The sequence below is a fragment of the Pseudomonas sp. AC247 genome (genome assembly GCF_979258015.1).
Genome location: NZ_OZ409829.1, coordinates 4,972,501 through 4,994,353, shown reverse-complemented (window position 1 = coordinate 4,994,353; position 21,853 = coordinate 4,972,501). Strand labels below are relative to the sequence as shown.

Below are 21,853 nucleotides of genomic sequence, written 5' to 3'. Positions count from 1 at the left end.
CCCCGGTTCATGGCGTATTTCGCGTCTTGGCCGACGACTCATTACTGGTCAAGATGTCCGCGAGCAGTAGACGATACGATTCAACAGGGAGTGAATATATGGAACATGCACCTTGCATCAGCCAGATCGCCACGTTGCTGGCTGACCCCAAGCGCAGCGCGATGATGTGGGCGTTGATGGACGGCTCGGCCCGGCAAACCGAGGAACTGGCGTTGCTGGCGGGGCTGTCGCCGTCATCCGCCAGCGCTCACCTGACGCGGCTGGCCACGGGGGGCCTGTTGAAAGTCGAAATGCGCGGTCGCAAGCGGTTTTTCCGGCTCTCGGCTCCCGAGGTCGGGGCCGCGATAGAGGCGTTGGCGAGCGCTACCATCGCCAGTGCACCGCGCGACATCCCCGCCGTGTTCAAGCGCTCCACACCCATTGCCAGGGCGCCGGCAGCACCGTCGTCATTGTTGCGCGCACGTTTCTGCGATGACCATTTGGGCGGCACGCTGGCCGCCGATCTGTACCAGCGCCTGCTCGATGCTGGCTGGATCGAACAGATCGAGCAACGGGTCGTGGTCACGCTCAAGGGCTCGACGCAACTGGCCAAGCGTGGTGTGTTTATCCAGGCGCTGGCCCACCGCAATGTGCAAGTGGCTTGCGCCTGTCCGGACTGGAGCGAAAGACGCCCGCACATGGGCGGCACGCTCGGTGCGGCGTTGTTGCAGTTGTTCATGCAATCCGGTTGGCTGACCTTGCCTCACGATTCCCGTGCGCTGCAATTGACCGCCACCGGGCAGCGCGAAATCCATCGATTCGCCAAGGAGACCGAGCTGGAAATGGCGTTGTAGAGCAATCGTCGCGTCGCCCACGACTGCGAACAGGTCGCATCCAGCACGAGCGCCTGAACGCTATCGCGCACACTCGATCCGGGGACTTTTCGGATGGGGAGAGGCGGCATGGAAACTCGAAGCTTCAGTGCGGCAGAGCGGCTGGAACGCCTGCCGATCAGCGGTTATCACCGGATCATTTTCATCATCATTGCCTTGGCATTTTTCTTCGATTCGATGGACCTGGCGATGATGACGTTCCTGCTCGGCTCGATTAAGGCCGAGTTCGGTCTGAGCAGCGCGCAGGCCGGGCTGCTCGCCAGTTCGAGTTTTTTCGGCATGGTGCTGGGCGCGTCGCTGTCCGGCATGCTCGCCGACCGCTTCGGGCGTAAACCGGTGTTTCAGTGGAGCATCGTGTTGTGGGGCGTGGCCAGTTACCTGTGCTCGACGGCGCAAACGGTCGAGGCACTGACGCTGTTCCGCATCCTGTTGGGGATCGGCATGGGCATGGAGTTCCCCATTGCACAGTCGATGCTCTCCGAGCTGATTCCGGCGCAGCGGCGCGGGCGCTACATCGCGTTGATGGACGGCTTCTGGCCGTTGGGGTTTGTCGCGGCGGGCGTGCTCTCGTACTTCCTGCTGCCGCTGATTGGCTGGCGCGACATCTTTTTGGTGTTGGCGATACCGGCGGTGTTTGTGTTGGCGATCCGTTTTTTCATTCCCGAGTCGCCGCGCTGGCTGGAACAGGCTGGGCATGATGAAGCGGCGGACAAGGTGTTGAACGGCATCGAAGCGCGGGTGCGATCCTCGCTGGGTGGTGTGGCGCTGCCAGAACCGATTCGCTTGCCGCGCACCGTGACGCCGCCGGGCAACTTCTTTTCGGCGCTCAAGCAGATCTGGTCGCCGCAATATCGCCAGCGCACGACGATGATCTGGAGCCTGTGGTTTTTCGCCCTGCTGGGGTTTTATGGGCTGACGTCGTGGCTGAGTGCGCTGCTGCAACAGTCGGGTTTTGCCGTGACGCAGTCGGTGTATTACACGGTGCTGATTTCGCTGGGCGGGATTCCCGGATTTTTGATGGCGGCGTGGCTGGTCGAGCGCTGGGGGCGTAAACCGGTGTGCATCGTCACCTTGCTCGGCGGCGGGGTGATGGCGTTTCTGTATGGGCAGAGCGCGGTGTTCGGCGGCAACGTGGCGCTGCTGATCAGCACCGGGTTGTTGATGCAGTTCTTTCTGTTTGGTATGTGGGCGGTGCTTTACACCTACACGCCGGAGTTGTATCCGACTTCGGCGCGCGCGACGGGCTCGGGGTTCGCCTCGGCGATTGGCCGCGTGGGCTCGCTGCTCGGGCCGTTGGTGACCGGGTTGGTGTTCCCGATTACCGGGCAGGGCGGGGTGTTTGCGCTGGGCGCGGCGTGCTTCGCGATTGCGGCGGGGGTGGTGTGGTTGTTCGGGATGGAGACGCGGGGTAAAACCCTGGAGGAACTGACCGAGGTCGTCTGAAAAGATCGCAGCCTGCGGCAGCTCCTACAGGGTTATGTGTACACCTGTAGGAGCTGCCGAAGGCTGCGATCTTTTGCTTTTAGGGTTTTACCAGGCGCGCATCGAGGCTGTTTTGCGCCAGGCGCTTGGCCTGATCCTGAGTCATGCCCAAATGCTCATGCAGCGCATAGAAGTTCTCGGTCACGTAACCACCGAAATACGCCGGGTCATCGGAGTTCACCGTGACCTTCACGCCACGCTCGAGCATGTCGAGAATGTTGTGCTGCGACATGTGATCGAACACGCAGAGTTTGGTGTTCGACAACGGGCACACAGTCAGCGGGATCTGCTCGTCGATGATCCGCTGCATCAGGCGCTCGTCTTCGATGGCGCGTACGCCATGATCGATACGCTGGATTTTCAGCAGGTCGATGGCTTCCCAGATGTACTCCGGCGGGCCTTCTTCGCCGGCGTGGGCAACGGTCAGGAAGCCTTCGTGACGGGCACGATCGAACACGCGCTGAAACTTGCTTGGCGGGTGGCCCATCTCGGAACTGTCGAGGCCGACCGCGACAAACGCATCACGGAACGGCAGCGCCTGATCGAGGGTTTTCTCCGCTTCTTCTTCGCTCAAGTGGCGCAGGAAGCTGAGGATCAAACCGCTGGTGATACCCAGTTGCTGCTCGCCATCCTTCAATGCCGCGGCGATGCCATTGAGCACCACTTCAAACGGGATGCCCCGGTCGGTATGAGTCTGCGGGTCGAAGAACGGTTCGGTGTGAATCACGTTCTGTGCTTTGCAGCGCAGCAGGTACGCCCAGGTCAGGTCGTAGAAATCCTGCGAGGTGCGCAGTACATCAGCGCCCTGGTAATACAGGTCGAGGAATTCCTGCAGGTTGTTGAAGGCGTAAGCCTTGCGCAGGGTTTCCACGTCATTCCACGGCAGGGCGATCTTGTTGCGTTCGGCCAGGGCGAACAGCAGCTCGGGCTCCAGCGAGCCTTCCAGGTGCAGGTGCAGTTCAGCCTTGGGCAAGGCGTTGAGCCAGTCGTACATATTCTTTTCTCATCAGGTGCAATGGCGGCATTCTACAGATGCTCGCCGAAACAATTGGCAAAACCTGACCAAGCGATCCATCAAACGGCTTCCTGCTCACGGCGATAAGCGTAGGTATCGGCGAAGCGCGACAGCAGGAATTCGGCGCAAGTGGTCGTCGGATATTTCGCTGGATGCTGTGCGTCCTGACAACCGGGCAGGCATTCGATGCGCGTGTCCGGGTGCGGCTCGGCGAAGAACGGCATCGAATAGCGATCCACGCCCAGCGGGCTGATCACCCGGTGCGGGGTCGAGCGATAACGGTCGTTGCTCCAGCGCGCCATCATGTCGCCGAGATTGACCACGAAAGTGCCGTCGATCGGTGGCGCGTCGATCCATTCGCCTTTGACGTTTTTCACCTGCAGGCCGCCGGCGCTGTCCTGATAGAGCAGGGTGATGCAGCCGTAATCGGTGTGCGCGCCGGCGCCTTGCTGCTCGGCGGAGCTGGCGGTGTGGCGCGGGGGGTAATGGATCATGCGCAGCACGCTGACCGGATCAACGAAGCGGCTGTCGAAGAAATCGCGTTCGATGTCGAGGGCGAGGGTCATTGCGCGCAGCAGGGTTTGTGCGAGGGCTTGCATGTCGAGGTAGTGCTGCTCCATCAGCGCTTCCCAGCCCGGTTGTGCCGGATGGCGGTTGGGGCCGCGCAGCGGTTTTTCCGCGAGTACTTCGGGATGCTCGGCCGGCAGGTGCAGGCCCATGTCGAAGGTCTCTTTGAGGTCGCTGGGTTTACTCGGGTCGAGTTGCTCGGTGGTGATGGCGCCGTAACCGCGATGGTGGCGGGTCTGGGTGATGTCGATCTTGAGTTTTTCTGCGGCGGGCAGGGCGAAGAAGCGTTGGGTGTGATCGAGCACGGCGGCGATGCGCTGCGCTGAAATCGGATGACCCTTTATGTAGAAAAACCCCCATTCGCGGCAGGCCAGGTCGATCTGCTCGGCCACCGCAGGCCAGGCGTTTTCGTCGTCGGAATAGAGCGGGCTGATGTCGATGATCGGAAGCTGATCCATACACAATCCTTGAAAAGTACGGGAGATCGTTCCCACGCTCCGCGTGGGAATGCCTCAATGGACGCTCTGCGTCCGCTTTTGGCAGGGACGCGGAGCGTCCCGGGCGGCATTCCCACGCAGAGCGTGGGAACGATCTGGGTCAGGTGGGTTACTTCGGCATCTCGGCCTTCATGCCTTCAACGTAGTAGTTCATCGACGCCAGCTCCGCATTGGTCGCACTCACGCCCGCCGGGATTTTCTCGACGCCGGCCTGATCCTTGATCGGCCCGGTAAACGGCTGCAACGCACCGCTCTTGATGTCGGCAATGATCTGCTCGGCCTCGGCTTTCACCGGTGCCGGCACCAGATCGCTGATCGGCAGTTCAACCGTGCCTTCCTTCAACCCGCCCCAGTAATCCTGAGATTTCCAAGTGTGATCGATCACGCTCTGCGTGGCCTGAATATAGTGCGGCGCCCAGTCGTTGACGATCGAGGTCAGCACTGCTTTCGGGCCGAAGTGCGCCATGTCCGAGGCATAACCCACCGCGTACACGCCACGACGTTCTGCGGCCTGAATCGGCGCCGGGCTGTCGGTGTGCTGGAACACCACGTCGACGCCCTGATCGATCAACGCGTTGGCCGCATCCGCTTCCTTGCCCGGATCGAACCAGGAGTTGACCCACACCACTTTGATCTCGGTGCCCGGGTTGTATTTGTTCAAGGCCAACTGAATCGAGTTGATGTCGCGGATCACCTCGGGGATCGGGAACGAGGCGACGTAGCCGATTTTCTTGGTCTTGGTCATTTTGGCCGCGAGGAAGCCGCCGACGTAGCGACCTTCGTAGGTGCGCGCCAGATAGGTGCCGAGGTTCTTGTCCTGTTTGTAGCCGGTGGCGTGTTCGAAGGTCACCTTGGGAAACTGCTTGGCGACTTTCAGCGTCGGGTTCATGTAGCCGAAAGAGGTGGTGAAGATCAGGTCGTAATTGTCCTTGGCCATGTTGCGGATCACCCGCTCGGCGTCGGCGCCTTCAGCGACGTTCTCGACGTAGTTGGTGGTGATCTGATTGCCGAACTTCTCGGCGAGTGCCTTGCGCCCCTGCTCATGCTGATACGTCCAGCCGTGGTCACCGATCGGGCCGATGTAGACGAAACCGACCTTGAGCGGATCGGCAGCGCTGGCGCTCAGACTGATCCCCAGACCGAGGGCGGCGCACAGCAGTTTGTGCAGCGGACGTATTTGCATGAATTCGAACTCCATTTTGTTGTGTGTGGTCAGGGCCAATGCAAATTGCTGACCAACAGGACAACAAACAAAAAAGATCGCAGCCTTCGGCAGCTCCTGCATGGGAATGCGCAACCTGTAGGAGCTGCCGAAGGCTGCGATCTTTTCAGCGCCAGAACCAACGCAGTGCAAGTTCGCGAGTTCACGCCATTGCTTGGTGCGCTAAGGTGTAACGAAACGTTAGCGTCGCCCCGCAGTCAGTAGCTCATTCGCACTCTTCGGCAAAAGGCCCGTTATGCTCACCATCCTCAAGCAAGAAAGTTTTCTGCTACTGGCCGTCATCGCCGCGTGCGTCGCCTATCCGTTGGAACACTGGATGCTGCACAGCGGCCAGATCGTCGCGCTGACTGCCGGCCTGATACTGATCGCTTTCATCGTCGCCGCCTCGATGCGCGTCGCCCATCACGCCGAATTGCTCGCGGAAAAGGTCGGCGACCCTTACGGCACGATGATCCTCACACTCGCGGCCGTGCTGGTCGAAGTGGTGATTCTGGCAATCATGATGAGCAACGAAGCGTCGCCCACGCTGGTGCGCGACACGATCTATTCGGCGGTGATGCTCGACATCAACGGCATCCTCGGCCTCGCCGCGCTGATGGGCGGGATCAAGCACGGCGAACAGTCCTACAACGACGATTCCGCGCGCAGCTACAGCGTGATGATCCTCACCGCCATGGGCGTGTCAATGGTGGTGCCGGAGTTTATTCCCGAGGCCAACTGGAAGATTTATTCAGCGTTCACCATCGGTGCGATGGTGGTGCTTTACGCGCTGTTTCTGCGCATGCAGGTCGGCCCGCACAGTTACTTTTTCAGCTACAGCTACCCGGACAAACGCCGCAAGAAAGAACCACAGGACGCGCAGGTGAAAGCACCGAGCATCGGCCTGTCGATCGGCATTCTGGTGTTTGGCATTGTGGTGATCGGCGCACTGGCCGAAGTGATGTCGAAGACCCTCGATCTGGGCCTGGAAGGCACGGGCGCGCCGCCGGTGATCACGGCGATTCTGGTGGCGGCCATTTCAGCCGCGCCGGAGATTTTGACCGCGTTGCGTGCAGCGTTGGCCAACCGCATGCAGTCGGTGGTGAACATTGCGATGGGCGCGTCGCTGTCGACGGTGATTCTGACGGTGCCGGTGATGGAAGCGATGGCGCTGTATACCGGCCAGCCGTTTCAGATGGCGATGACGCCAGTGCAGACGGTGATGATTTTCCTGACGTTGATCGTCAGCGCGATCAACCTCAATGACGGCGAAACCAATGCCATCGAAGGCATGACGCACTTTGTGCTGTTTGCGACGTTCATCATGCTGTCCCTGCTCGGCCTCTAGCGCCGGATGATCGTTCCCACGCTCCGCGTGGGAATGCCGCCATGGACGCTCTGCGTGGGAACGATCATATGGGGAGGGGGATCAGGTGCCGGCGATCAGTTGGCGTGCCGCCTGGCTGTGATCGGCGATCAGGCCTTTGAGGTCAAGGCCTTCAACCTGGCCATCGACCACGCGCCACTTGCCGCCAATCATCACCCGATCCGCACGATCCGCGCCGCACAACAGCAGCGCCGAAATCGGATCATGGCTGCCGGAGAAACGCAGCTCATCGAGCTTGAACAACGCCAGATCCGCCTGCTTGCCCACAGCAATCTCACCAATGTCGGTACGGCCCAACAAGCTCGCCGAGCCCTTGGTTGCCCAACCCAGCACGCGTTCCGGAGTGATCTTCTCGGCGCCATAACGCAGACGCTGGATGTACAGCGCCTGACGCGCTTCGAGAATCATGTTCGACGCATCGTTAGACGCCGAACCATCGACGCCCAGACCAAACAGTGCACCGGCGTCAGTCAGATCAATACTCGGGCAGATGCCGGAAGCCAGACGCATGTTCGAACTCGGGCAATGGCAAATCCCGGTGCCAGCCTGACCCAGGCGAGCGATTTCGTCCGGATTGAAATGGATGCCGTGGGCCAGCCAGGTGCGCGGGCCGAGCCAGCCGACGCTGTCGAGATAATCGACAGTGCGCAGGCCGAAACGCTGCAGGCAGAAATCTTCTTCATCGAGGGTTTCGGCCAAGTGCGTGTGCAGGCGCACGTCGAGTTTGTTCGCCAGTTCAGCACTGGCCGACATGATTTCCGGGGTCACCGAGAACGGCGAGCACGGCGCCAGCGCGATCTGGATCTGCGCGCCGTCGCCACGCTCGTGGTACTCGTGAATCAGGCGCTGACTGTCGTCGAGAATCACCTGACCTTCCTGCACGGTCTGCTGCGGCGGCAGGCCACCGTCCTTCTCGCCGAGGCTCATCGAACCACGAGTGAGCATGGCGCGCATGCCCAGTTCACGCACGGTTTCGACTTGCACGTCGATGGCGTTTTCCAGGCCGTCCGGGAACAGATAGTGGTGGTCGGCAGCGGTGGTGCAGCCCGACAGCAGCAGCTCGGCCAACGCGACTTTGGTGGCGAGGGCGAGTTTCTCAGGTGTCAGACGCGCCCACACCGGGTACAGGGTTTTCAGCCACGGGAACAACGGCTGATTGACCACTGGGGCCCAGGCGCGGGTGAGGGTTTGATAGAAATGGTGATGGGTGTTGATCAGGCCCGGCAGGATCACATGCTCGCGGGCATCGAACACTTCATTGCACGGCGCCGACGGCTGTCGGCCGGCAGCCAGCACTTCGACGATGACACCGTCTTGCACGACTAGACCGCCACGGGCATCGAGCTCGTTGGAGGTGAAAATGGCGAGGGGATTTTTTAACCAGGTACGGGTCGCGGGCATGTTGCCGGCTCCTCTGAAAATGGGTTCAGGGTTGCCAGCTCAGTGATGCCCTGTCTGCTGATCCAGGGTCGCCGCGGGGACGAGGTGCGCAGTGTCAAACAAAACGCTGCATCGGGCAAGCCCAACCCGACAGGACAACATCACCAAAATACACAACCCAATGGCGATGTAATCCGACAACGCCCATTCCAACAAAATACGCAACCCTGTAGGAGCTGCCGAAGGCTGCGATCTTTTGATCTTTTTTTTTTACAATCAAAAGATCGCAGCCTTCGGCAGCTCCTACAGTTAGCCAGTCATGCAGATCTTCAGGGGATTCCGATTTCGCTGCTTACCAGGGAATCGTTTCACCCTTGTAATTGATGAAGTGATGCCCGCCCTTGCCGGTGTACGCATTCACCTGATCGATCAGCCCACGAGTGCTGGTTTCCACATCCAGATCCGCGCCTTCGCCACCCATGTCTGTCTTCACCCAACCCGGATGCAGCGACAACACGGTCATCTTCTGCTCGCCCAATTGCGTGATAAAACTGTTGGTCATCGAATTCAGCGCAGCCTTGCTGGCCTTGTACAGCGCCAGTTCCGGGGCGTCCGGCACGGTCACGCTGCCCAGCCCGGAACTCATGAACGCCAGCACACCGCTGCCGTCACGAATCTGCCCGACAAAACGCTGGGCCAGATTGATCGGCGCCACGGCGTTGGTGAAAAACAGCTGACCGACTTCGGCCAATGTCGCGCCGCCCGGGGTCTGATCGGCCGGGCCTTTGACCCCGGCGTTGACGAACAGCAGATCAAAGGTTTCGCCCTTGAGTTGCTGACTCAATGCGATCACCGCTTGCTGATCGTCCATGTCGAGCTTCTCGATCCGCACCTTGCCTAATGCTTGAAGCGCATCGGCATTGGCAGGATTGCGCACGGTGGCGGTGACTTGCCAGCCGTCGGCCAGCAGGGTTTTCACCAGACCGAGGCCAAGGCCCCGGGAGGCGCCGATGATCAGTGCGTTTTTTGCAGACATGAGGGGCTTCCTTGATGAATGAGGATCATGGATTCAATGGACAGGCCTGACCGAGCCGAAGTTGCAGCTCTTGCCGCAGTACGTCGAGTTCGCTCATGCGGGTTTCGATCAGTTGCAGTTTGTCGCGCAGCAACTGCGCCACGGCGTTGTCCGGATCGGGGGCGTTCCATAACGCCGCGACACTGTCGCCGATCTCGCCGAGGGTAAATCCCAGACGCTGCGCCGTTTTGATATAGAGCACCAGTTGCACCATCTCCGGTGGATAGTCGCGGTAACCGTTGGCGCTACGCTGCGCCGCAATCAACCCGCGTTGCTCATAGAAACGCAGGGTGTCACGGCTGACGGCGCTGGCCAGGGCTAATTCACCGATGCGCATGGCGACTCTCAAAAGGGCTATTGACCCTGGAGCATACTCCAGGCTTTAACGTACTTGCTCCCTGAATTTCTGGAGCAAGGACGATGTGGACTTCAACGCAATATCGCAACGTGGTGCGCGGCAGTGCCTGGTATGACTTGATCGTTACTGTGGCTTTTGCCACGCCGTGGAGTTTTGCGCTTGTGCACGGGTTGTTGAGTGCGCTGGATTTGCCCGGCGAATTGCCGGTGTTTCAGCCAGTGCATATGTTGATGGCGAATCTGTTGGGGTCGGTGGTGTGCGTGTGGGCGGTGCTGCGGATTCGTGATCCGCAGGCGCTTTATGGACGGTATGACGCGGTGGCGCGGTTTTTGTTTGCGGCTTGGCAGGGGTATGCCTTGCTGCACGGCGCCAGTTCGATTCTGCTGGTTTTCCTGGTCTTTGAACTGGCGTGGGGCATTGCTCAGGTGTTGCCTGTCAGGGCCTCATCGCTGGCAAGCCAGCTCCCACAGTGTCTGTGCCGTGCACAAAATTTGTGATCACCACTGAACCTGTGGGAGCTGGCTTGCCAGCGATAGGGCCATTGAAATCACCGCACTAATGCCCTGCCTGCCAAGGCTGCCCCAGCGAAACCGGTGCATACAACCGCGTACGCACCGCATCCCGCGACAACAACACCAACACCAAAATCGTCGCCACGTACGGCAGCATCGCCAGCAAACTCGACGGAATCGCCAGCCCCAACCCCTGCGCTACCAAATGCAGGATGCTGGCGAGGCCAAACAGATAAGCCCCCAGCAACAACCGCCACACTCGCCAACTGGCAAACACCACCAGCGCCAACGCAATCCAGCCACGCCCGGCGGTCATGTTTTCCGCCCACATCGGCGTGTACGCCAGCGACAAATAAGCCCCGGCCAACCCGGCCATTGCCCCGCCAAACAGCACCGCCAAGGTACGCACGGTCAACACCGGCAAGCCCATCGCACTGGCCGCATCCGGGTTCTCACCCACGGCTTGAATGATCAACCCGACACGACTTTTGATGATCACCCACGCCACCAGCGCAAACAGCGCGAACGACAGATACACCAGCAGATCCTGCGCAAACAGCATCCGCCCGATCAGCGGGATTTCACTCAGATAAGGAATCGCCAACGGCTCAAAACCGGCCAGCGGTTTACCCACCCAAGCCGCGCCGACAAACGTCGAAAGCCCGACACCAAAAATCGTCAGGGCCAACCCGGTCGCCACTTGATTGGCATTGAATACCAGCGCCACCAGCGCAAACAGTGACGACAACAACATCCCGGCCAACATCGCCAACAACACGCCAAGCCACAGGTTGCCGCTGTTCAGCGCGACGATAAAACCGATCACCGCGCCAAACAGCATCATCCCTTCCTGCCCGAGGTTGAGCACGCCGCTCTTCTCGCAGATCAGTTCACCCAGCGCCACCAGCAACAACGGCGTGCCGCAACGCACCATGGCGTAGAAAATATTGCTCAACAGGTCGATATCCATCACAGCGCTCCGGCGGTTACAGCGGTGGTCGAAGTGCGCTTCACCCAACGCAAATTCAGGCGTGGCCGATAGAGGATCAGCACGTCACAGGCGAGCAGGAAAAACAGCATCATTCCCTGGAACAACTGGGTGATCGCCTGCGGCAGATTCATCGTCATTTGTGCGCTCTCGCCACCGATGTACAGCAGCGCCATCAACAGACTGGAGAACAGAATCCCGATCGGATTGAGGCGCCCAAGAAACGCCACGGTAATCGCCGCATAGCCGTAACCCGGCGACACCTGCGGCACCAATTGGCCAATCGGCCCGGTGACTTCACAGACACCAGCGAGCCCAGCCAAGCCGCCGCTGATCAACAGCGCGAGCCAGATCAAACGCTTCTCGCGAAAGCCGACAAACCCCGCTGCACGCTTGTCCAGCCCAAGCACTTTGATCTGGAAACCGACAAAGCTTTTCTGCAACAACACCCACACCGCGACCAGTGCGAGCAGGGCGAAATACACCCCGGCGTGCACGCGGCCATCCTCCATCAACAACGGCAAACGGCTGGCGTCGCCGAACATCGCCGACTCGGGAAAGTTGAATCCGGCCGGATCCTTCAGCGGCCCATGCACACAGAACAGCAGCAGGTTCAGCGCGATGTAATTGAGCATGATGCTGGTGAGGATTTCGTTGGCGTTGAAGCGTGTGCGCAACCACGCGGTCAGTCCGGCCCACGCCGCGCCGGCGAGGGTGCCGGTGAGCAGAATCAACACCAGCGCCCAACGGCTTTGCATGTCGATGATGTTCACCGCCAACGCACTGCCGGCGAGGGCACCGAGGAGCAATTGACCTTCGGCGCCGATGTTCCAGATCCGCGCCTGATAGGCCACCGCCAGGCCCAGTGCGCAGAGCAGAATCGGCAGCGCCTTGACCAGCAATTCGGAGACACCATACAAATCGCTGACCGGCGCGATCAGCAGCGTATGCAAGGTTTGCAGCGGGTCGTGGCCGAGGGCGATAAACAGCAGCGAGCCGCAACCGAGCGTCAGCGCCGCCGCCAGTAACGGCGAGCACCACAGCATCAGGCGCGATTGCTGGCCACGGGGTTCGAGGGAAAGCAGCATGTGGAAAACTCCGTTAAACCGTGGCGGCAGAAGGTGGGTTGTCGAACTGGCCGGCCATCCAGCCGCCGACGTCGCTGAGTTGCGTATCGGTGGTGTTATGCAGCGCCGACAGGCGTCCGCCACACAAGGCGCCGAGGCGGTCGCTGATCTGGAACAGTTCGTCGAGGTCTTCAGAAATCACCAGAATCGCCGCGCCGGCATCGCGCAACGCGATCAACGCACGGTGGATGGTCGCGGCGGCGCCGACGTCGACGCCCCAGGTCGGGTGCGCGGCGATCAGCAGTTTCGGTTGCTGAAGGATTTCCCGGCCGAGGATGAATTTCTGCAAGTTGCCGCCGGAGAGGCTGCGCGCAGCGGTTTGCGTGTCCGGGGTTTTCACGCCGAAGCGCTGAATGATTTGCTGGGCGAGGGCTTCGACTTTGCCGCGTTCGATCAAACCGTGGCTGACCAAGCCTTGTTGGAACGCGGTGAGCAGAGCGTTATCGGCCAGACTCAATTCCGGCACCGCACCATGGCCGAGGCGCTCGGCGGGGACGAACGCCAGGCCCAATTTGCGTCGCGCGTCCGGGCGTAAATCGGCGACGTTTTGCTCGGCGAATCGAATGGTTGCAGCTTGCGCCCGAGGCAAGGTTTGTTCGCCACTGAGCAAGGCGAGCAACTCATCCTGGCCATTACCGGCAACCCCGGCGATACCGACGATTTCACCGCTGCGCACCTGCACATCAATGTCAGTCAGCGAGCAGCCGAACGGATCGGGGTTGTGCCAGCTCAAGCCCTTCACCTGCAAAAACGCCGCGCCACCGCTGACTTTCGGATAGTCGCCAATCAACGCCGCCGCTTCGCCAACCATCAACTGCGCCAATTGCTGATCGGAACATTCGGCTGGTACGCAATGCCCGGCCACGCGCCCGCCGCGCAGAACCGTCGCGCTATGACACAGCGCGCGTACTTCGCCGAGCTTGTGGCTGATAAACAGAATGCTGCAGCCTTCGGCGGCGAGACGGCGCAAGGTGATGAACAACTCGTCGGCCTCCTGCGGGGTCAGCACCGAGGTCGGTTCGTCGAGAATCAGCAGACGAATGTCCTGCATCAGGCAACGGATAATTTCCACCCGTTGCCGCTCGCCGATCGACAGGCTGTGGACAAGTCGCTCCGGCTCCAGCGCCATGCCATAACGGCGCGACACTTCGCGAATTTTCGGTTCCAGTTGTTTCGGCGTGCCAGCCTTGGCGCCCATCGCCAGCGCGATGTTCTGCGCGACGCTGAGGGTTTCGAACAGCGAGAAGTGCTGGAACACCATACCGATGCCCAACTGCCGGGCCTGCGCCGGATTGCGGATGTTGATGCGCTGGCCCTGCCAAAGCATTTCCCCGGCATCGGCCTGGGTGACGCCGTAGATAATTTTCATCAAGGTACTTTTGCCCGCACCGTTTTCCCCGAGCAGGGCGTGAATTTCTCCGGGCGCGATGCTCAGGTCGATGGCATCGTTGGCCAGACAACCGGGATAACGTTTGCTGATGTGGCGCAGCTGCAGGCGCGCAGGAGTAGAAGCAATTGGCATGACAGGCTCGACTTGCTTGAAGTTGTGCCTGTGGATAAAGCAATTTCCTGGCCATTGAGTCAGGAACCCGAGCGGGCTGCGGGTGCGGGCGCTCGGCGCAGAGCATTGCGGTGAAAATCGGCGGGATTCGCAGCACCATTACAGCGCAAAGCCGTTGATCGGGCTCCAGTTTTGCCCGTTGGCAACTGATCAAAAAACGAGCAAACCCGTGGGGGCTAGGCAGAACCTGCGACTGCGACGGTCATGAACGGGTTATCCACAGGTTGCTCCACAGTTATTGTGCGCAAGCCGAAACGTCGGGCATAAGCACTGTGGTGCTTTCTTCTAATGGTGATAAACGCGGCTAACTGATTGTTTCTGCTTGAAAATTACATTTCGTCGGGCAAATTGAACGAAAAGTGAACAAACCGCGCAAAGCCACGTGACAGAAGGGTTACAGCGTTATGTGCTCAGGTTATCCACAGTCGGGTGCACAGCAGATGTGGGCAAGTTTGCGAAATATGAAATTTCGCATCCGCCCCAAAACATCGCAGCCCTGTAGGCGCTGCGGCACGCTGCGATCTTTTGACCTTGCTTCACCGCTGCAACAAAATCCGCCCACGACTCAAATCCGCCAACTGTCCCTGTAACACCGCAATCTGCGCCTCACCCACCGCCAACTTCAACTCAACGCCATTCGCCGTAAAATTCTCCTCAACAACCAACCCAGCCAAATCCGCCACCCGCAACTTCACCAACGCCAACTCGGCAAACCCACAAGCACAACTCAACGCCACCCGACTGACCAACTCAACCTTCGCCGCCGTCTGCAAACATTTGTTCGCACCACCGCCATACGCCCGGGCCAAACCGCCGGTCCCCAGTTGAATGCCGCCGTACCAACGAATCACCAGCACCGCGACCTGATCGCAATCCTGCGCTTCAATCGCCGCCAGAATCGGTCGCCCCGCAGTACCGCCCGGTTCGCCATCGTCATTGCTGCGATATTGATCGCCGAGTTTCCACGCCCAGCAATTGTGCGAAGCGTTCAAATCGCTGTGCTGTTCAAAGAACGCCTGCGCATCAGCAGGGCTGCCGATCGGCGTGGCGAAGGTGATAAAGCGGCTTTTGCGAATCTCTTCGCGGTACTCGCAAAAACCGCTGAGGGTGAAAGGCATAAACGTCTTATAGAGAAGGAGTGAGGCCGCAGCCTTTGAGAATGATGCGGATCAGGTTGTTGCCGGCGTCTTCCATGTCCTGCTTGGTCAACTTGCTGCGACCGCTGACGCGACAGATCTGCGTGGCGAAGTCGGCGTAATGCTGAGTGCTGCCCCACAACAGAAAGATCAGGTGCACCGGATCAACCGCGTCCATTTTGCCGGCATCGATCCACGCCTGAAACACTGCCGCGCGGCCAGTGAACCAGGCGCGGTAATCCTGATTGAAATATTCGGTCAGGCATTCGCCGCCGCTGATCACTTCCATCGCAAAGATTCGCGAGGCTTGCGGCTGTCGTCGGGAGAATTCCATTTTCGCGCGAATATAACGAGTCAACGCTTCGGCCGGGTCGTCTTCGGCCGTGAGCGTATTGAAGGTGCTGTCCCACAGCTCGATGATGTTGCTCAGCACCGCCACGTACAAACCGAGTTTGTTGGTGAAGTAGTAATGCAGGTTCGCCTTGGGCAGCCCGGCATTCTGCGCGATGGTGTTCATGCTGGTGCCTTTGTACCCGTGACGGGCGAACTCGTCTTCGGCGGCTTTGAGAATGGTCTCTTCGTTTTTCTGACGAATGCGGCTGGCGGGTTTGCCGCCGTGGGCTGGGACTTCAAAGGTCATAGGCACTTCCGGGTTTGTCTGTGGGTGCAACCAGTTGCGTTGATAGCGCATCCACAGAGACCCGACAAGTCCTGAAATGATAAAACCGTTACGCCTGTTCGATCTTGTTCAGCGGCGCGTGCGCTTCGGCGACCTGGGTTTTTGACTCCGGCAGCAAAAGGCACAGGATGATCGCCGTCAAACCGCCGCTGGTGATCGCCGAGTCGAACAGGTTTTGCACCAGTTTCGGCAGCAGGTGCAACAGGTTCGGTTGTGCGGCGATACCCAGACCAACGCCGAACGAAGTGGCGATGATCAACATGCTGCGCCGATCCAGCGACGACTGCGCGAGGATGCGCACCCCGGCCGCAGCCACCGCGCCGAACATCACCAGAGTCGCGCCGCCCAATACAGGTTTCGGGATCTGTTGCAGCACCGCGCCGATCATCGGAAACAAGCCGAGACAAAACAGGATCGCGCCGATGTACAGCCCGACGTAGCGGCTGGCGACGCCGGTCAACTGGATAACGCCGTTATTCTGCGCGAACGTGGTGTTGGGGAAAGCGCTAAAGGTCGCGGCGATCATGCAGCTGACGCCATCGCCGAGTACGCCACCGCGCAGGCGGCTTATATAAGAAGGGCCACTGATTGGCTGGCGGGCGAGCATGCAATTGGCAGTGAGGTCGCCGACGGTTTCGATGGTGCTGATCAGATAAATCAGCGCGATCGGCAGGAAAGCCGTCCAGTCGAAGCTGAATCCGAACTTGAACGGGGTAGGAAAACTCACCAGTGGCAAGTCAGGCAACGGCTGCGGCACCAGTTTCCCACTGAACCACGCGGCCAGACTGCCGAGCACCAAACCAATGATGATCGCCGACAAGCGCACCCACGGCGTATTGGAGCGGTTGAGCAGAATGATCGTCAGCAGCACGAACACGCCCAACGCCAGATTGCCCGGCGCACCAAAGTCCGGCGCGTTGAAGCCACCGCCCAGGTCAGTGATGCCGACTTTGATCAGACTGATGCCGATCAGGGTGATAACGATCCCGGTCACCAGCGGCGTTACGACTCGACGCAATTGCCCGATGAAACGGCTGAGGACGATCTGCACGATCGCGCCGAAGAAACACACACCGAAGATCATCGCCAGAATGTCTTCCGGGCTGCCGCCACGTTGCTTGACCAGAAAACCCGCCGACAGCACCGCACCGAGAAAGGCGAAACTGGTGCCTTGCAGACAGATCATCCCGGCGCCAATCCCGAACGGCCGCCGCGCCTGAATAAAGGTGCCGACGCCCGACACCATCAACGCCATGCTGATCAAGTACGGCAAATACGCGGTCAGCCCGAGCGCCGAACCAATCACCAGCGGCGGAGTGATGATGCCGACGAAACTGGCGAGCACGTGTTGCAGCGCGGCAAGGGTGGCGGCGAGTGGTTTGGGGCGGTCGTTGAGGCCGTAGATCAAGTCGCTGGACGGTGCGGAATCTGGCTGCATGGCTGAAGGCTTCTTATCAAAGGAACGAAGTAATTCCCCCTCTGCAAAAACCTGTCCACTTGCTCAACTTATTTTCTCTGTAGGAGCTGCCGAAGGCTGCGATCCCTTGATCTTGCTGTACTTCACCAACATCGCAATCCCGATCAACGCGTCGCCGCCAGACTCTCCAAAAAGCTCTCCAGCACCAAATGAGGGCGCCGCCCCTTGCGCGTGACCGATGCCAAACTCAAATCGTAAAACCGCGTCCCTGCTTTCAAAGCACGCAAACGCCCCTGCTGCACCCAAAGGCTGGCGTAATGATCCGGCAGATAACCAATGTATCGCCCGGTCAAAATCAAAAACGCCATGCCCTCTCGGTCAGAAGCACTGGCCGTGCAATTGAGCGCCTGATAATGCGCCTGGATATCCGCCGGCAAACGAAACGTCGGCGCAATCGCGTCCTGACTATTCAGGCGCTCGTCATCCAGTTGCTTGTCATCGACATAAAACAACGGATGCCCCACCGCGCAATAAAGCAGCGAACGCTCGCTGTACAGCGGCTGATATTCCAGTCCCGACAACGCACTGGCCTGCGGCACCACGCCGACATGCAGGCGCCCATCGAGCACACCTTGCTCGACTTCGTTCGGCGCAATCATGCGAATCTGGATCTGCACATCCGGCCCGCGTTCCTTCAACTGCGCGAGGGCGTGGGTGATGCGCATGTGGGGCAGGGTGACGAGGTTATCGGTCAGGCCGATGATCAATTCGCCGCGCAAATGCTGGTGCAGGCCGTTGACCTCGGTGCGGAAACTTTCCAGCGCACTTAATAGCTGCAACGCCGACTGATAAACCTCGCGACCTTCCTCGGTCAGCGAAAACCCCGCACGACCACGTTGGCACAGTCGCAGACCGAGGCGCTGCTCCAGATCGCTCATTTGTTGGCTGATCGCCGAGCGACCGATGCCGAGCACAGTCTCCGCCGCCGAGAAGCCACCGCACTCCACCACGCTGCGAAAAATCCGCAGCAGGCGAATATCAAAATCACTGACCTGGGCTAGCGGATCGGGGCGGCGACTGCTCATCTTATTGTTCTCATTGTTTAGCAAAGTTCTAACTGAAGGTTAGAAGAGTTGGATTTCACCGACTTTATCGCCGTGGCAATTTAGCTGCAACAACGCTTTTTATCTCCCTGACGCTTATGCCCTGCGAGGTTTTGCCCGATGAACATGCCTGAAAACGCTCAGTCGCCACTGGCCAGCCAACTCAAGCTGGACGCGCACTGGATGCCGTACACCGCCAACCGCAACTTCCAGCGCGATCCGCGTTTGATCGTTGGCGCCGAAGGCAGCTGGCTGATCGATGACAAGGGCCGCCGGGTATACGACTCGCTGTCCGGTCTGTGGACATGCGGCGCCGGCCACACCCGCAAGGAAATTCAGGAAGCAGTCTCCAAGCAGTTGGGCACCCTCGATTACTCGCCGGGCTTCCAGTACGGTCACCCGCTGTCGTTCCAACTGGCCGAGAAAATCACCGAGCTGACCCCGGGCAATCTGAATCACGTGTTCTTCACTGACTCGGGCTCCGAGTGCGCCGACACCGCGGTGAAAATGGTGCGTGCCTACTGGCGCCTGAAAGGTCAGGCGACCAAAACCAAAATGATCGGCCGTGCTCGTGGTTACCACGGTGTGAACATCGCCGGCACCAGCCTCGGCGGCGTCAACGGCAACCGCAAGCTGTTCGGTCAGGCGATGATGGACGTCGATCACTTGCCGCACACTTTGCTGGCAAGCAACGCGTTCTCCCGTGGCATGCCGGAGCAGGGCGGCATCGCTTTGGCCGATGAACTGCTGAAGCTGATCGAACTGCACGACGCTTCGAACATCGCTGCGGTATTCGTTGAGCCAATGGCCGGTTCCGCTGGCGTACTGGTGCCGCCACAGGGTTACCTGAAACGTCTGCGCGAGATCTGCGATCAGCACAACATCCTGTTGGTGTTCGACGAAGTGATCACCGGTTTCGGTCGTACTGGCAACATGTTCGGCGCCGACACCTTTGGCGTGACCCCGGACCTGATGTGCATCGCCAAGCAAGTCACCAACGGCGCGATCCCGATGGGCGCGGTGATTGCCAGCTCCGAGATCTATCAGACGTTCATGAATCAGCCGACCCCGGAGTACGCCGTGGAATTCCCGCACGGCTACACCTACTCGGCGCACCCGGTGGCTTGCGCCGCCGGCCTGGCTGCACTCGATTTGCTGCAAAAAGAGAACCTAGTGCAGAGCGTCGCCGAAGTCGCGCCGCACTTCGAAAACGCGCTGCATGGTTTGAAAGGCTCCAAGCACGTGATCGACATTCGTAACTTCGGCCTGGCCGGTGCGATCCAGATCGCTGGGCGTGACGGCGACGCCATCGTGCGTCCGTTCGAAGCGGGCATGGCGCTGTGGAAAGCCGGGTTCTACGTACGCTTCGGCGGCGACACCCTGCAGTTCGGCCCGACTTTCAACAGCAAGCCGCAAGACCTCGATCGTCTGTTCGACGCGGTCGGCGAAGTGCTGAACAAGCTCGACTGATTTCACGCAGAACCTGTGGGAGCCGAGCTTGCTCGCGAAGGCGTTCTGAAGAGCGCCAAAGACATCCGGCTCCCCCACAAAGCTACCTATATATAGAAGGCGCCCTTCAATGGGCGCCCGCTGAACAAAAATTCAGGAGTTTTCGATGAGCGTTATCCCGCATTTGATCAATGGCGAACTGGTGACCGAGAACGGTCGCGCGGTTGATGTGTTCAACCCGTCCACCGGTCAGGCTATCCACAAGCTGCCACTGGCCACCCGCGAAACCATCCAGAAAGCCATCGATGCTGCCAAAGCTGCGTTCCCGGCCTGGCGCAACACGCCGCCGGCCAAACGTGCCCAGGTGATGTTCCGCTTCAAGCAACTGCTCGAGCAGAACGAAGCGCGCATCTCGCAACTGATCAGCGAAGAACACGGCAAGACCCTCGAAGACGCCGCCGGTGAACTGAAACGCGGCATCGAGAACGTCGAGTTCGCCTGCGCCGCCCCGGAAATCCTCAAGGGAGAGTACAGCCGCAACGTTGGCCCGAACATCGACGCATGGTCGGACTTCCAGCCGCTGGGCATCGTAGCCGGTATCACCCCGTTCAACTTCCCGGCCATGGTGCCGCTGTGGATGTACCCGCTGGCGATCGTCTGCGGCAACTGCTTCATCCTCAAGCCGTCCGAGCGTGACCCAAGCTCGACATTGCTGATCGCTCAGCTGCTGCTGGAAGCCGGCCTGCCGAAAGGTGTGATGAGCGTGGTCCACGGTGACAAGACTGCGGTGGACGCGTTGATCGAAGCGCCGGAAGTCAAAGCGCTGAGCTTCGTTGGTTCGACGCCAATTGCTGAATACATTTATGCAGAAGGCACCAAACGCGGCAAACGCGTTCAGGCACTGGGCGGCGCGAAGAACCACGCGGTGCTGATGCCGGATGCCGATCTGGATAACGCGGTCAGCGCACTGATGGGCGCGGCGTACGGTTCGTGCGGCGAACGCTGCATGGCGATTTCTGTTGCCGTGTGTGTTGGCGACCAGGTGGCCGATGCGCTGGTAGCGAAACTGGTTCCACAGATTCAGGCGCTGAAAATCGGTGCCGGCACTTCTTGCGGTCTGGACATGGGCCCACTGGTCACCGGTCAGGCGCGCGACAAAGTCAGCGGCTACGTTGATGACGGCGTGGCAGCGGGCGCGAGCCTGGTGGTCGACGGTCGTGGTTTCAGCGTGGCCGGTCATGAGGAAGGCTTCTTCCTCGGTGGCTGCCTGTTCGACAACGTCACCCCGGAGATGCGCATCTATAAAGAAGAGATCTTCGGCCCGGTACTGTGCATCGTTCGCGTGAACAGCCTGGAAGAGGCCATGCAACTGATCAACGATCACGAGTACGGCAACGGCACCTGCATCTTCACCCGTGACGGTGAAGCGGCGCGTCTGTTCTGCGACGAAATCGAAGTCGGCATGGTTGGCGTCAACGTACCGCTGCCGGTGCCGGTGGCTTATCACAGCTTCGGCGGCTGGAAGCGTTCGCTGTTCGGCGACCTGCATGCCTATGGTCCGGATGGTGTGCGCTTCTATACCCGTCGCAAGGCAATCACCCAGCGCTGGCCACAGCGTGCTAGCCATGAAGCCTCGCAGTTCGCGTTCCCTAGCTTGTAAGCAGAAGGGCAGTGCAGCGAAGGCCGACCCCTTGGGGTCGGCCTTCGCGTTTTCGGGCTTTTTTGACCGATGTGACAGATTTGTGAAAATAGGTGTTGACGGCAGATTTCAGATGTCTATAATTCGCCCCACTTCCGGCGCAGTCGAAACGGAAACTCCTTGAGATTCAATGAGTTATGTAGGTTTCGGCAGCAGGTGCTTCAGTTCATCGAAGCCAGAAAGAAGTTGAAAAAGAGGTGTTGACAGCAGCGTGTAACGCTGTAGAATTCGCCTCCCGCTGATGAGGGATCTGAAGCGCAAGTGGTTGAAGTTGTTGAAGAATTCTTCGAAAACTTCTGAAAATAATCACTTGACAGCAAATGAGGCTGCTGTAGAATGCGCGCCTCG

General features: G+C 59.7%; 19 protein-coding genes. 6 read left to right on the top strand and 13 right to left on the bottom strand.

The features are described 5' to 3' along the window. Positions 1–98: 98 nt before the first annotated feature. Entirely contained in the window at positions 99–833 is a 735-nt protein-coding gene (locus tag ACZZ0B_RS22720) for an ArsR/SmtB family transcription factor (RefSeq protein ID WP_008082156.1), read from the top strand. Positions 834–941: 108 nt separating this feature from the next. Next, positions 942–2,315: an MFS transporter gene (locus tag ACZZ0B_RS22715; protein WP_463546283.1), complete on the top strand. Its 1,374-nt coding sequence runs from the start codon at positions 942–944 to the stop codon at positions 2,313–2,315. A gap of 79 nt (positions 2,316–2,394) precedes the next feature. On the opposite strand, the gene ACZZ0B_RS22710 is transcribed toward ACZZ0B_RS22715, so the two are convergent. The 3 genes from ACZZ0B_RS22710 to ACZZ0B_RS22700 all read right to left on the bottom strand — a co-directional run bounded on the left by ACZZ0B_RS22710 (position 2,395) and on the right by ACZZ0B_RS22700 (position 5,616). Further along, positions 2,395–3,348: an adenosine deaminase gene (locus ACZZ0B_RS22710; protein WP_008082147.1), complete on the bottom strand. Its 954-nt coding sequence runs from the start codon at positions 3,346–3,348 to the stop codon at positions 2,395–2,397. Between the two features lie 80 nt (positions 3,349–3,428). Then, positions 3,429–4,394 carry a 2-oxoglutarate and iron-dependent oxygenase domain-containing protein gene (locus ACZZ0B_RS22705; protein WP_463546282.1) on the bottom strand — a complete coding sequence of 322 codons (966 nt, stop codon included), beginning with the start codon at positions 4,392–4,394 and terminating at the stop codon, positions 3,429–3,431. Between the two features lie 148 nt (positions 4,395–4,542). Next, positions 4,543–5,616, bottom strand: a complete 1,074-nt coding sequence (locus ACZZ0B_RS22700; RefSeq protein ID WP_463546281.1) for a BMP family ABC transporter substrate-binding protein — start codon at positions 5,614–5,616, stop codon at positions 4,543–4,545. A gap of 274 nt (positions 5,617–5,890) precedes the next feature. Between ACZZ0B_RS22700 and ACZZ0B_RS22695 the strand changes: the two genes are divergently transcribed. Continuing rightward, on the top strand, positions 5,891–6,982 hold the full coding sequence (locus tag ACZZ0B_RS22695; RefSeq protein ID WP_053116951.1) for a calcium:cation antiporter: 1,092 nt from the start codon (positions 5,891–5,893) through the stop codon (positions 6,980–6,982). An 81-nt stretch (positions 6,983–7,063) separates the two neighbouring features. Here ACZZ0B_RS22695 and ACZZ0B_RS22690 read toward each other — a convergent pair whose 3' ends face one another. The 3 genes from ACZZ0B_RS22690 to ACZZ0B_RS22680 form a co-directional block, all read right to left on the bottom strand. Further along, a complete protein-coding gene (locus tag ACZZ0B_RS22690; protein ID WP_463546280.1) occupies positions 7,064–8,422 on the bottom strand; it encodes an 8-oxoguanine deaminase in 1,359 nt (452 codons plus the stop codon). 331 nt (positions 8,423–8,753) lie between these two features. Then, positions 8,754–9,437 carry an SDR family oxidoreductase gene (locus tag ACZZ0B_RS22685; protein WP_008088664.1) on the bottom strand — a complete coding sequence of 228 codons (684 nt, stop codon included), beginning with the start codon at positions 9,435–9,437 and terminating at the stop codon, positions 8,754–8,756. A gap of 25 nt (positions 9,438–9,462) precedes the next feature. Beyond that, positions 9,463–9,813 (bottom strand): MerR family transcriptional regulator, encoded by a 351-nt coding sequence (locus ACZZ0B_RS22680; protein ID WP_008088665.1) that lies wholly within the window; start codon positions 9,811–9,813, stop codon positions 9,463–9,465. 83 nt (positions 9,814–9,896) lie between these two features. Between ACZZ0B_RS22680 and ACZZ0B_RS22675 the strand changes: the two genes are divergently transcribed. Beyond that, the gene (locus ACZZ0B_RS22675) at positions 9,897–10,331 is read left to right on the top strand and encodes a hypothetical protein (RefSeq protein ID WP_463546279.1); all 435 of its coding nucleotides are present in this window, start codon (positions 9,897–9,899) and stop codon (positions 10,329–10,331) included. A 58-nt stretch (positions 10,332–10,389) separates the two neighbouring features. Here the strand turns inward: ACZZ0B_RS22675 and ACZZ0B_RS22670 are convergent, their stop codons facing one another. The 7 genes from ACZZ0B_RS22670 to ACZZ0B_RS22640 all read right to left on the bottom strand — a co-directional run bounded on the left by ACZZ0B_RS22670 (position 10,390) and on the right by ACZZ0B_RS22640 (position 18,339). Beyond that, a complete protein-coding gene (locus tag ACZZ0B_RS22670) occupies positions 10,390–11,316 on the bottom strand; it encodes an ABC transporter permease (RefSeq protein ID WP_008088667.1) in 927 nt (308 codons plus the stop codon). Further along, positions 11,316–12,422 carry an ABC transporter permease gene (locus tag ACZZ0B_RS22665; protein ID WP_401241485.1) on the bottom strand — a complete coding sequence of 369 codons (1,107 nt, stop codon included), beginning with the start codon at positions 12,420–12,422 and terminating at the stop codon, positions 11,316–11,318. The genes ACZZ0B_RS22670 and ACZZ0B_RS22665 overlap by 1 nt, the downstream gene beginning before the upstream one ends. A 13-nt stretch (positions 12,423–12,435) precedes the next feature. Continuing rightward, positions 12,436–13,983, bottom strand: a complete 1,548-nt coding sequence (locus ACZZ0B_RS22660; RefSeq protein WP_463546278.1) for an ABC transporter ATP-binding protein — start codon at positions 13,981–13,983, stop codon at positions 12,436–12,438. A gap of 575 nt (positions 13,984–14,558) precedes the next feature. Next, on the bottom strand, positions 14,559–15,140 hold the full coding sequence (locus tag ACZZ0B_RS22655) for an IMPACT family protein (RefSeq protein WP_463546277.1): 582 nt from the start codon (positions 15,138–15,140) through the stop codon (positions 14,559–14,561). 7 nt (positions 15,141–15,147) lie between these two features. After that, on the bottom strand, positions 15,148–15,798 hold the full coding sequence (locus ACZZ0B_RS22650; protein WP_008088675.1) for a TetR/AcrR family transcriptional regulator: 651 nt from the start codon (positions 15,796–15,798) through the stop codon (positions 15,148–15,150). Positions 15,799–15,886: 88 nt separating this feature from the next. After that, entirely contained in the window at positions 15,887–17,275 is a 1,389-nt protein-coding gene (locus tag ACZZ0B_RS22645) for a uracil-xanthine permease family protein (RefSeq protein ID WP_463546276.1), read from the bottom strand. A gap of 143 nt (positions 17,276–17,418) precedes the next feature. After that, complete coding sequence (locus ACZZ0B_RS22640; protein ID WP_053116962.1) at positions 17,419–18,339, bottom strand: LysR family transcriptional regulator; 921 nt, start codon at positions 18,337–18,339, stop codon at positions 17,419–17,421. Between the two features lie 138 nt (positions 18,340–18,477). On the opposite strand from ACZZ0B_RS22640, the gene aptA reads away from it, so the two are divergent. Together aptA and ACZZ0B_RS22630 are read left to right on the top strand one after the other, a co-directional pair. Continuing rightward, positions 18,478–19,827 carry an omega-aminotransferase AptA gene (gene aptA, locus ACZZ0B_RS22635; RefSeq protein ID WP_008088681.1) on the top strand — a complete coding sequence of 450 codons (1,350 nt, stop codon included), beginning with the start codon at positions 18,478–18,480 and terminating at the stop codon, positions 19,825–19,827. Between the two features lie 145 nt (positions 19,828–19,972). After that, positions 19,973–21,466, top strand: coding sequence for a CoA-acylating methylmalonate-semialdehyde dehydrogenase (locus ACZZ0B_RS22630; protein WP_463546275.1), 1,494 nt, complete (start codon positions 19,973–19,975; stop codon positions 21,464–21,466). The last annotated feature ends 387 nt before the right edge of the window (positions 21,467–21,853 follow it).

Bases quoted from the DNA above. Each gene is read 5' to 3' on its own strand.
- ACZZ0B_RS22720 (WP_008082156.1), top strand. From the start codon at position 99: ATGGAACATGCACCTTGCATCAGCCAGATCGCCACGTTGCTGGCTGAC.
- ACZZ0B_RS22715 (WP_463546283.1), top strand. From the start codon at position 942: ATGGAAACTCGAAGCTTCAGTGCGGCAGAGCGGCTGGAACGCCTGCCG.
- ACZZ0B_RS22710 (WP_008082147.1), bottom strand. From the start codon at position 3,348: ATGTACGACTGGCTCAACGCCTTGCCCAAGGCTGAACTGCACCTGCAC.
- ACZZ0B_RS22705 (WP_463546282.1), bottom strand. From the start codon at position 4,394: ATGGATCAGCTTCCGATCATCGACATCAGCCCGCTCTATTCCGACGAC.
- ACZZ0B_RS22700 (WP_463546281.1), bottom strand. From the start codon at position 5,616: ATGCAAATACGTCCGCTGCACAAACTGCTGTGCGCCGCCCTCGGTCTG.
- ACZZ0B_RS22695 (WP_053116951.1), top strand. From the start codon at position 5,891: ATGCTCACCATCCTCAAGCAAGAAAGTTTTCTGCTACTGGCCGTCATC.
- ACZZ0B_RS22690 (WP_463546280.1), bottom strand. From the start codon at position 8,422: ATGCCCGCGACCCGTACCTGGTTAAAAAATCCCCTCGCCATTTTCACC.
- ACZZ0B_RS22685 (WP_008088664.1), bottom strand. From the start codon at position 9,437: ATGTCTGCAAAAAACGCACTGATCATCGGCGCCTCCCGGGGCCTTGGC.
- ACZZ0B_RS22680 (WP_008088665.1), bottom strand. From the start codon at position 9,813: ATGCGCATCGGTGAATTAGCCCTGGCCAGCGCCGTCAGCCGTGACACC.
- ACZZ0B_RS22675 (WP_463546279.1), top strand. From the start codon at position 9,897: ATGTGGACTTCAACGCAATATCGCAACGTGGTGCGCGGCAGTGCCTGG.
- ACZZ0B_RS22670 (WP_008088667.1), bottom strand. From the start codon at position 11,316: ATGGATATCGACCTGTTGAGCAATATTTTCTACGCCATGGTGCGTTGC.
- ACZZ0B_RS22665 (WP_401241485.1), bottom strand. From the start codon at position 12,422: ATGCTGCTTTCCCTCGAACCCCGTGGCCAGCAATCGCGCCTGATGCTG.
- ACZZ0B_RS22660 (WP_463546278.1), bottom strand. From the start codon at position 13,983: ATGCCAATTGCTTCTACTCCTGCGCGCCTGCAGCTGCGCCACATCAGC.
- ACZZ0B_RS22655 (WP_463546277.1), bottom strand. From the start codon at position 15,140: ATGCCTTTCACCCTCAGCGGTTTTTGCGAGTACCGCGAAGAGATTCGC.
- ACZZ0B_RS22650 (WP_008088675.1), bottom strand. From the start codon at position 15,798: ATGACCTTTGAAGTCCCAGCCCACGGCGGCAAACCCGCCAGCCGCATT.
- ACZZ0B_RS22645 (WP_463546276.1), bottom strand. From the start codon at position 17,275: ATGCAGCCAGATTCCGCACCGTCCAGCGACTTGATCTACGGCCTCAAC.
- ACZZ0B_RS22640 (WP_053116962.1), bottom strand. From the start codon at position 18,339: ATGAGCAGTCGCCGCCCCGATCCGCTAGCCCAGGTCAGTGATTTTGAT.
- aptA (WP_008088681.1), top strand. From the start codon at position 18,478: ATGAACATGCCTGAAAACGCTCAGTCGCCACTGGCCAGCCAACTCAAG.
- ACZZ0B_RS22630 (WP_463546275.1), top strand. From the start codon at position 19,973: ATGAGCGTTATCCCGCATTTGATCAATGGCGAACTGGTGACCGAGAAC.